The 9,186-nt window shown below is 68.2% G+C and carries 9 protein-coding genes; 8 read left to right on the forward strand and 1 reads right to left on the reverse strand.

The window, feature by feature from the left end; translation table 11 throughout:
* On the forward strand, window positions 1-319 hold a 319-nt coding region (locus tag QH276_RS17550), incomplete at its 5' end, for a helix-turn-helix domain-containing protein (protein WP_280406813.1).
* 14 nt (window positions 320-333) lie between these two features.
* Here QH276_RS17550 and QH276_RS17555 read toward each other — a convergent pair.
* Entirely contained in the window at window positions 334-717 is a 384-nt protein-coding gene (locus QH276_RS17555) for a response regulator (protein ID WP_280397347.1), read from the reverse strand.
* A 127-nt stretch (window positions 718-844) separates the two neighbouring features.
* On the opposite strand from QH276_RS17555, the gene QH276_RS17560 reads away from it, so the two are divergent.
* The 7 genes from QH276_RS17560 to QH276_RS17590 form a co-directional block, all read left to right on the forward strand.
* The gene (locus QH276_RS17560) at window positions 845-2,611 is read left to right on the forward strand and encodes a histidine kinase (RefSeq protein WP_432278568.1); all 1,767 of its coding nucleotides are present in this window, start codon (window positions 845-847) and stop codon (window positions 2,609-2,611) included.
* A gap of 119 nt (window positions 2,612-2,730) precedes the next feature.
* Window positions 2,731-3,552: an alpha/beta fold hydrolase gene (locus QH276_RS17565; RefSeq protein ID WP_280397348.1), complete on the forward strand. Its 822-nt coding sequence runs from the start codon at window positions 2,731-2,733 to the stop codon at window positions 3,550-3,552.
* Between the two features lie 220 nt (window positions 3,553-3,772).
* Window positions 3,773-4,435: a hydrolase gene (locus tag QH276_RS17570; protein WP_280397349.1), complete on the forward strand. Its 663-nt coding sequence runs from the start codon at window positions 3,773-3,775 to the stop codon at window positions 4,433-4,435.
* A 197-nt stretch (window positions 4,436-4,632) separates the two neighbouring features.
* Window positions 4,633-6,981, forward strand: coding sequence for an endopeptidase La (lon, locus tag QH276_RS17575; protein ID WP_280397350.1), 2,349 nt, complete (start codon window positions 4,633-4,635; stop codon window positions 6,979-6,981).
* A gap of 166 nt (window positions 6,982-7,147) precedes the next feature.
* The gene (locus QH276_RS17580; protein WP_280396774.1) at window positions 7,148-7,801 is read left to right on the forward strand and encodes a fasciclin domain-containing protein; all 654 of its coding nucleotides are present in this window, start codon (window positions 7,148-7,150) and stop codon (window positions 7,799-7,801) included.
* Between the two features lie 151 nt (window positions 7,802-7,952).
* Window positions 7,953-8,633 carry an ECF RNA polymerase sigma factor SigK gene (sigK, locus tag QH276_RS17585; RefSeq protein WP_280396773.1) on the forward strand — a complete coding sequence of 227 codons (681 nt, stop codon included), beginning with the start codon at window positions 7,953-7,955 and terminating at the stop codon, window positions 8,631-8,633.
* Window positions 8,626-9,186, forward strand: a 561-nt coding sequence (locus tag QH276_RS17590; protein ID WP_432278797.1) for an RskA family anti-sigma factor, incomplete at its 3' end; no start/stop codon positions are given. The genes sigK and QH276_RS17590, both read left to right, overlap by 8 nt.

Raw genomic sequence — 9,186 nt, forward strand, 5'->3', positions numbered from 1 at the left:
GCGGGTGGTTTTTGTCTCCCACTCCCCCCGCGTTTTGGCTTGGGGGGGTTTTTTTTTCGCGCGGGCCGTGGTCCTGTTTGTGGGCGGGCGGGGGGGCGGCGACAACCCTTTGGAGGCACTCAGCAGCCGGGAGCGCGAGGTGCTGGCGCTCATGGCGGAGGGTCTGTCGAACGCGGGGATCGGGCGGCGGCTGTGGATCACCGAGGGCACGGTCGAAAAGCATGTGCGCAGCATCCTCACCAAACTCGATCTCACCGATACCGCCGACGACCACCGCCGGGTACGCGCGGTGATCATGTTCCTCGACGCGGCCACATGAAGCAGGGATCGAACTCATCGCGCGCTCCGGGCCAGGAGCTGCCGTATCCGGTCTGCCGACAACGCGAATTTCGGCACGAACCCCAAGGTCGAACTCGCCTCGATCATGTCGGCGAACTCGTCCTCATCATGGGTGGACATGAGCACGATCGCAGGCTGCGAATCGCCCGACCGGGCATGCAGGGCCTCGACGACGTCGAACCCGCTTCTTTCGCCGAGGTCGATATCCACCAGCACAAGGTTCGGGTGCATCGTGCCCACTATCTGTACCGCATCCTCGAGGGAGGACGCTGTACCGACCACCGTGATCCCCCCGGCCTGGAGCATGCTGCGCGCACTGGCGCAGAAGGTGGGGTTGTCGTCCACTATGAGGCAGCGCACGGGGTAGGGGTCATTCACACTGTCGAGCGTGTCAGAGAACCCGGCCCGGGGCATGCACGCTAGCCGGAATATCGACCGCGGATCGCGGTGGGATCGCGTCGCCGCCGTGGTGCTGCGGCCCATGTCCCCGCCATGGCGTTGGGGAGTGGCAACCGCGGCCGTGCTGATCGCGGCCGAGGTCGGGATCGTTCATGTGCTCAAGCAGGTCTCTCCGGAGAATGCGTTCGGCGCCATTTTCCTGTTCGGGGTACTGGTGGTGTCCGCGGGCTGGGACTTCCGCCTCGCGGTGGCGACGTCGGTGGCCAGCACGGGCGCCTACACCTGGTTCCACGTCCAGGAGGGCAGCGACAACAGTTTCGTGCCCGCCGTTGTCGTGTTCCTCGTGCTCGCGCTGCTCACCAACCTGCTCGTCGGGCAGTCGCGCCTGCGGATGCTCGACTCCGCGCAGCGCCGTCTCGAAGCCGATCTCTCGGCCGCGCTGGCACGCACCGTACTGCGCGCCGCCGACCGACCCGCGGCGCTCGCCGCGGCCGGCGCGCGGCTCTCGGACGTGCTGGAGTTACCGCCCCCGGGGGCGACGCTTGGCGAGGCCGACGCGCCCCCCGGGCCAGGGCAGCGGCGGATCCCCCTGTTCGACGACCACAGCCCCGTCGGGTCCCTGGCGATCCCCGCCGATCTCGGCACCGCCCAGCGCCGCCGAGTCGAGCGTATGGTCCCAGGTCTCGAGGCATTGCTGGCGGCGGCCCGCGATCGCGAAGAGCTCTATGGGCGGACCGTGGCGCTGGCGCGCCAGCAGGCCGCGCTGCGTCGTGTTGCCACCCTGGTGGCCGCGCGAGCGGACCCGGGTGACGTGTATCCCGCAGTCGCTGCCGAATTGGCGGACGAACTCGGCGCCGAGCACATCTCGCTGGTGCGGTTCGACCCGGACGGCTTCTGCGAAGTGCTCGCGGCGCACGAGGAAGCGATAGCAGGAGGCGGCCTCGTCGCCGGAGAACGGTTGCCGCTCGGCGGGACCAACGTGGCCACGCAGATCGCCGAAACCGGGGAGATGGCCGTCCTCGACTACGCCACCGCAAGCGGCCCTATCGCCGATCGCCTGCACGAGCGGAAAATACGCTGCGGCATCGGCGCACCGATCATCGTCGAGGGCCGAACCTGGGGGGCGATCATCGTCGGCTCCACTCAACGCCCCACCGCGTCGGGTCTGCGGCTGCGGCTCGTCGACTTCGCCGACCTGGTGGCGACCGCCATCTACAACAGCGAGTCCAGGACTGCCCTCACGCGCTCCCGTAAACGGGTCATCGCCGCCGCTGACCAGGCCCGGCGCGCCATCGAGCGCGATCTGCACGACGGCGCCCAGCAACGGTTGGTGGCACTCGGTCTCGACCTGCGCGCTGCCCAAGCCGCTGTCCCCTCGGACCAACCCGCGCTGCGCCGTCGGCTGGACGCCATCGTCGACTCGCTCTCCCACATCCATACCGACCTGCAGGAGCTTTCCCGCGGCATTCACCCCGCGATCCTGTCCCGCGGCGGGCTCGCGCCCGCGCTCAAGACGCTCGCCCGCCGCTCCTCGGTGCCGGCAGTACTGAACGCCTCGGTGGTCGGCCGGCTGCCCGAGCCGGTCGAAGTCACCGCCTATTACGTCGTCGCCGAGGCGCTGACAAACACCGCCAAGTACGCCCAGGCCGGTGAAGTGATCATCTCGGCGCACCTCGACTGCGACTGGCTGCTGTTGTCGGTGACCGACGACGGTGTCGGAGGCGCGTGCCCGGAGAACGGATCCGGTCTGGTCGGCTTACGCGACCGGGTCGAGGCCGTTGAGGGCGAGCTCACGGTGGTGAGCCCGGCCGGGGCCGGGACGACGGTCAGCGCACGCATCCCGGTTATCGGCAAGTGGTCCGCTACCGGGTAGCCGGTACCCGCAACCCCCCGCCAGCTCCCAGCCCGGATGGGTGCCAGCGGCGACGACATCACCCCTCGGCGCGGACCAAACTCGAACCCGGCAACCCACAAGCCCGCCAGGAGGACACCGTGCCCTACATCACCACGACCGACGGAACCGAGATCTACTACACCGAGCAGGGTACCGGCCGCCCGGTGCTGCTCAGCCACGGTTGGCCGCTGTCCTCGGACGCGTGGCAGGTCGAACTGAAGCTTCTGTCCGATGCCGGGTATCGGGCCATCGCTCACGACCGCCGCGGCCACGGCCGCTCGGCCAAGACCGCTACCGGCAACGACATGGACACCTACGCGAAGGACCTCGCCGAGCTCGTCGAAGCCTTGGACCTACGCGATCTGGTGCTGATCGGTCATTCGACCGGCGGCGGCGAGGTCGTGCGCTACGCCGCCCGGTACGGCAATGGGCGGGTCGCCAAGGTCATCACCGCCGGCGCCGTGCCCCCGCTCATGCGCCGGACTCCGGACAACCCGGAGGGCGTCCCGATCGAGGTTTTCGACGGGATCCGCGCCGGCGTACTCAATGACCGCTCACAGTTCTACCGGGACCTGACCGAGTCCTTCTTCGGGGCAAACCGCGAAGGCGCGCAGGTGTCGCAGGGCGCGAAGGACGATTTCTGGCGCCAGGGGATGCTGGTGAACCTTTCCGCGGCCTACGACTGTGTCAAGGCGTTCTCCGAGACCGATCAGACCGAGGACCTCGCCGCGATCGAAGTGCCGATGCTGATCGCGCACGGTGACGACGACCAGATCGTGCCGATCGCCGCCACCGCCGAGAAGGCGGTTAAGCTGGCGCGGAACGCGACGTTGAAGGTCTACCCCGGTGCACCGCACGGCATCTACGGCGACTACCAGAAGGCTCTCATCGCCGACATCCTCACCTTCATCGCCGAGTGAATCCGCGCTGAACCGGACACCGAGCCACCGGGCCGTGGTTGCCGCATCGACGACCACGGCCGGTGGACGAGCCGGTGCGTGACGGGCCACGCCCGGCCATGAACCGGATTTCGTCGATGTCACCCGTAAGCCCACCTCACGGCCCCGGTACCGGGGCGATGGCGAGCTGTTGACCGCAACCCCAGATCGCGATGAAGACTCAGATTGCGAGGAACTGCCGATGACCGGTACGGCGAAGACCACACCCGAACCCATACGCGACCCGGAAACCGACCATCTTCTGACGCCGGACAATTGCGTGGTTGTGTTCATCGACTTCCAGCCGGGGCAATACGCCACGGTGGGGTCGACCACCCGCGCTGAGATCGATCTCGGCGCGATCACCCTGGCCAAGCTGGCCCATTCCTACCGGGTGCCCACTGTTCTTACTACGGTCGCGGTGGGTATGGGAGTCAATCAGCCCACGGTTTCGGAGCTACGCGATGAACTGCCCGGCGTGCCTGATATCGACCGGACCGGAGTGAACTCCTGGGAAGACGACGAGTTCCGGACGGCGATCCAGGACACAGGCCGGCGGAAGATCGTGATGGCCGGTCTGTGGACCGAGGTCTGCCTGGCCTTCCCCACTTTGGACATGCTGCGCGAAGGCTATGAAATCTATCCTGTCATCGACGCTGTCGGGGGCGTATCCACGGTGACGCACGAGACAGCGATCGAACGGATGGTTCAAGCCGGAGCACAGCCGATCACGTCGCTGGCGTTCGGATGCGAGCTGATGCGCAATTGGGCACGTCCCGACGCCAATCGCTATCGGGCGATCATCAATGACTACTTCCGCCGCAAGCGCGCCATCGACGCCACGACCGGCGATCTCTTCCAGTGAGAAATTGCGAAGCCCCATAGGGTATTACCTGCGACAACAGATGAGAAGGGGCGACAAGTTACCGACATAAACCTGAGAGAACGACACCGCGAACGAGAATCTACATCTTCGCCCTCGGCGAACACGGGCAGCGGGCGGAACAACGAGCCACGCCATGAAGTTGAGTCGGGATAGCTCAACTATTGGAGGTTGTGTTCGTGACTACGCCACTGAATCTTCCGGTGCTGTTCCTGACCGATCCCATCGTGCTGCCGGGCATGGTCGTCCCGATCGAACTGGACGAAGCCGCGCAGGCCGCGATCGATGCCGCGCAGGCCGCGAAGACCGGAACCGTCCTGCTCGCCCCCCGCCTGGCCGAGGGTTACGCCGCCTACGGTGTGATCGCCACCATCGAACAGATCGGCCGGATGCGCGGTGGGACACCCGCCGCGGTACTGAAGGCGGAACGGCGCGCGAAGATCGGCCACGGGGTCACCGGGCCCGGGGCCGCGCTGTGGGTCGAGGCCGAACCGGTCGAGACACCGGCCGCCGACGGCCGCACCCGCGAGCTGGCCGACGAGTACAAGAAACTGGTGGTGTCGGTCCTCCAGCGCCGTGAGGCGTGGCAGATGATCGACGCGTTCAACCAGCTCACCGATCCCTCGGCCATCGCCGATACCGCCGGCTATGCCGCCTATCTCACCGCTGAACAGAAGCGGGAACTACTCGAAACCCCGGATGTGACGGCCCGGTTGAACCGGCTCGTCGAATGGACCCGGGCGCATATCGCGGAGGCCGAGGTCACCGAGAAGATCGGTGACGAGGTCCGCGAGAACATGGAGAAGAGCCAGCGCGAATTCCTGCTGCGCCAGCAGCTCAACGCCATCCGCAAGGAACTGGGCGAGGACGAACCCGACGGTGCCGACGACTACCGCACCCGGGTCGAACAGGCCGATCTGCCCGAATCCGTCCGGGAGGCGGCCCTGCGCGAGGTGGGCCGGCTGGAACGGTCCAGTGATCAGAGCCCGGAATCCGGCTGGATCCGCACCTGGCTCGATACCGTGCTCGAACTGCCGTGGACGGTGAAAACCACGGATTCCACCGATATCGCGGCCGCGCGCGCCGTACTCGACGCCGACCATCACGGCCTGGACGAGGTGAAGGACCGGATGGTCGAATACCTCGCGGTCCGGGCGCGGCGGGCCCGGCGCGGACTCGAGGTCGTCGGCGGGCGTGGGTCGGGTGCGGTGCTGGTGCTGGCCGGACCGCCCGGTGTGGGTAAGACCTCGCTCGGGGAATCGGTCGCGCGGGCGCTGGGTCGTAAATTCGTGCGCGTGGCGCTCGGCGGCGTGCGGGACGAGGCCGAGATCCGCGGTCACCGGCGCACCTACGTGGGGGCGCTGCCCGGCCGGATCGTGCGGGCGATCAAGGAGGCGGGTTCGATGAACCCGGTCGTCTTGCTCGACGAGGTGGACAAACTGGGTGCCGATTTCCGCGGCGACCCGGCGTCGGCCCTGCTCGAGGTGCTCGACCCCGCCCAGAACCACACCTTCCGGGACCACTACCTCGATATGGACCTCGACCTCTCCGATGTCCTGTTCCTGGCCACCGCGAACGTCATGGAAACCATCCCCGGCCCGCTGCTGGACCGGATGGAAGTGATCACCGTGGACGGCTACACCGAGGACGACAAGGTGGCCATCGCCCGCGATTTCCTGCTGCCCCGCCAGCTGGAACGTAATGCGCTGACCGCCGAGGAAGTCCAGGTCACCGATGCGGCGCTGCGCGAGATCGCGGCGGATTACACCCGGGAAGCCGGTGTCCGGCAGATGGAACGCCTCATCGCCAAGGTCCTGCGCAAGGCGGCGACCCGGCTGTCGGAGACTACGGTGTCCGATACGACCCTGCGCATCGATATCAGCGACCTGAAGGACTACCTGGGCCGCCCCCGGTTCACTCCGGATTCGGCGGAACGTACGGCGGTGCCGGGTGTGGCGACGGGGCTCGCGGTCACCGGGCTCGGTGGTGACGTCCTCTACATCGAGGCAAACACCGCCGAGGGCGAACGCAACCTCACCCTCACCGGGCAACTGGGCGATGTCATGAAGGAATCCGCTCAGATCGCGCTGACCTACGTGCGGTCGCATCTGGGTGAGATCGGTATCGAACCCGGTGTCCTGGACCGGAACCTGCATCTGCACGTTCCCGCGGGCGCGGTGCCGAAGGACGGTCCGTCGGCCGGTGTCACCATGGTGACCGCCCTGGTGTCCCTGGCGCTCGGGCGTCCGGTGCGCTCCGATGTGGGTATGACCGGCGAGGTCACGCTGAACGGCCGGGTGCTGCCGATCGGCGGGGTGAAGCAGAAACTGCTCGCCGCGCAGCGGGCGGGCCTGAAGACGGTGTTCATCCCGGCCCGTAACGAGCCGGATCTGGACGACGTCCCGGCCGATGTGCTGGCCGAACTGGATGTCCGCCCGGTGGCGGATGTGGCCGAGATCCTGGCCTACGCCATCGAGCCGATCCGGGAACCGGCCGCCGACGGACGGTCCCTGGCGGCCACCGCCTGACCCCGTCCCGCCGATTCGCAGGCCGCGGTAGCCCCCACCGGCTCCCGCGGCCTGCATTTTTTCGCGGGTGTTCCCATCCGCCCGGCCACGCCACCCGAACTCCGTCCAGCAATGTTCGCGGTACGACCGGCACGGTGGTCGTCCTGGCCGAAAGTGATGGGAACTCATGAAAAGCATGCAGCGCGTTGTGCTTCTGGCCGCCGTCGTCTCGTCGATCGCCGTTCTGGGGGCGACAGCGTGTTCCGAGGACAGCGGAAGCGAGGGTACGGCGGCTTCGCCGAGCAGCGGTCCCAGCTCGCCGGCCATCGCGGCCGCGGGCGACCCCACGGCCGGGTTGGTCGGTCCCGGATGTGCCGACTACGCGGCGCAGGTACCCGCGGGCGCAGGATCGGTCGGCGGAATGGCGCAGGATCCGGTCGCGGTGGCGGCCTCGAACAATCCGATGCTGACAACCCTCACACAAGCCGTATCGGGCGGACTGAATCCGCAGGTGAACCTCGTCGATACGCTCAACGGCGGCGAATTCACCGTATTCGCACCCGTCGACTCGGCCTTCGCGAAGATCGATCCGGCCACTCTGGAAACCTTGAAAACGGATTCCGCCGCGCTCACCGGCATCCTCACCTATCACGTCGTACCCGGACGAATCGAACCCGGCGATATCGCCGGGGACCACCCGACCGTTCAGGGTGCCACGGTCACCGTGACCCGCGACGGCGAGACGATCGAGGCCGGGAACGCGTCGGTGATCTGCGGCGGTGTGCAGACCGCGAACGCCACGGTCTACATGATCGATGAGGTTCTCCTGCCGCCCGCGTAACCGATTCGTCCGCGCGCCGCGGCCGGGTGGCAGAGACTGTGCCGATGAGACAGCGCATCCTTCGATGTGATCTGCGCTATAACCCTGGCTCGGCGTCCATCCCGGGCGCCGCGGGCGGCGAACACCTTGCCATGCAGTCGAGGGCACGATCATGACGAACCGGCCGGAATCCGGCTCCGGCCCGATCCGGCTCCGGGATGCCGATGCGAAATCCTCCGGTACCGGAGACGGGGCGGCTTGCCCGGTCCGGCGGGACGGTCACGACGACCGCGCGACCCAGCGCCGGCTCGCCGGCCTGCTGGAAGCGGCCGGAAACGGTGATCGGGAATCGTTCACCCTGTTCTATCGGGAGACAAGTCCGCGGGTGTTCGGGTTGGCGAAGCGGATCCTGCGCAGCCCGGCAGCGGCCGAGGAAGCCACCCAAGAGGTGTACCTGCAGGTCTGGTCGGCGGCCGCGCGGTACGACCCGCAACGGTCGAGCGCGATCGGCTGGTTGATGATGATCGCCCATCGGCGCGCCGTCGACCGGGTGCGCGCCGAGGAATCGGCCGCCGCCCGCGATATCGTCTACGGCCACATCCATCTGGGACGCGACCACGACATCGTGTCCGAAACGGTGTACCAGCAGCTCGACGAGCAGGCCGTCCGCGATTGTCTCGAGCTGCTCACCGCCACACAGCGGGAGGCGGTCGCGCTCGCCTACTACAGCGGGCGCACTTACCGCGAGGTCGCCGACCAGCTCGAATCGCCACTGCCCACCATCAAGAGCCGCATCCGCGACGGTCTGAAACGGCTCCAGAACTGCCTCACAGGGGTTGTCTCCGATGCCTGATACATCTCCGCCCGATTCGCCGAGCAGCGACGGCGACCTAGTGGATCTGGCGATCCCGTACGCGCTCGATGCGGTCTCGGCCGCCGAACGCGTGGATATCGAACACCGGTTACGCGCCGCCGATCACGTCACCGGTCGCACGTTCGACGACCTCGTACGCGGGGCGCGCGAGGCGATGGGCGCCTTATCGGTTCTCGACGCGCAACCGCCGCCCGCGCGGGTGGAGGCACGGATCCTCGCCGCGCTCGATTCCCGGCCGGGCGCACGGTCGGACGTGCATACCGGACTGCGGACCGATCATGCCGAGGGCGAGCCACCGTCGGCACCCGGTACTCGGGCGGAAGCGACCGGTACCCGCGCCGGCCACGATTTGGCCGGCGCGCGCCGACGACGGCGGGTCGCCCGGCTCCTGACCGCGGCGGGGGGGGCCCGGGGGGGGGGCGGCCGCGGCCGGCGGGGTGTGGGGGGGGAACACAGGGGGGGCCCCCCCCCCCCCCGCGCCGCCCCCCCACAACCGCCGCACCCCCCACCCCCGCCCCCCCCCCCACCCCCC

The organism is Nocardia carnea (assembly GCF_029869215.1).
Lineage (GTDB): Bacteria > Actinomycetota > Actinomycetes > Mycobacteriales > Mycobacteriaceae > Nocardia > Nocardia carnea_B.

Bases quoted from the DNA above. Each gene is read 5' to 3' on its own strand.
- QH276_RS17570 (WP_280397349.1), top strand. From the start codon at position 3,773: ATGACCGGTACGGCGAAGACCACACCCGAACCCATACGCGACCCGGAA.
- sigK (WP_280396773.1), top strand. From the start codon at position 7,953: ATGACGAACCGGCCGGAATCCGGCTCCGGCCCGATCCGGCTCCGGGAT.
- QH276_RS17580 (WP_280396774.1), top strand. From the start codon at position 7,148: ATGAAAAGCATGCAGCGCGTTGTGCTTCTGGCCGCCGTCGTCTCGTCG.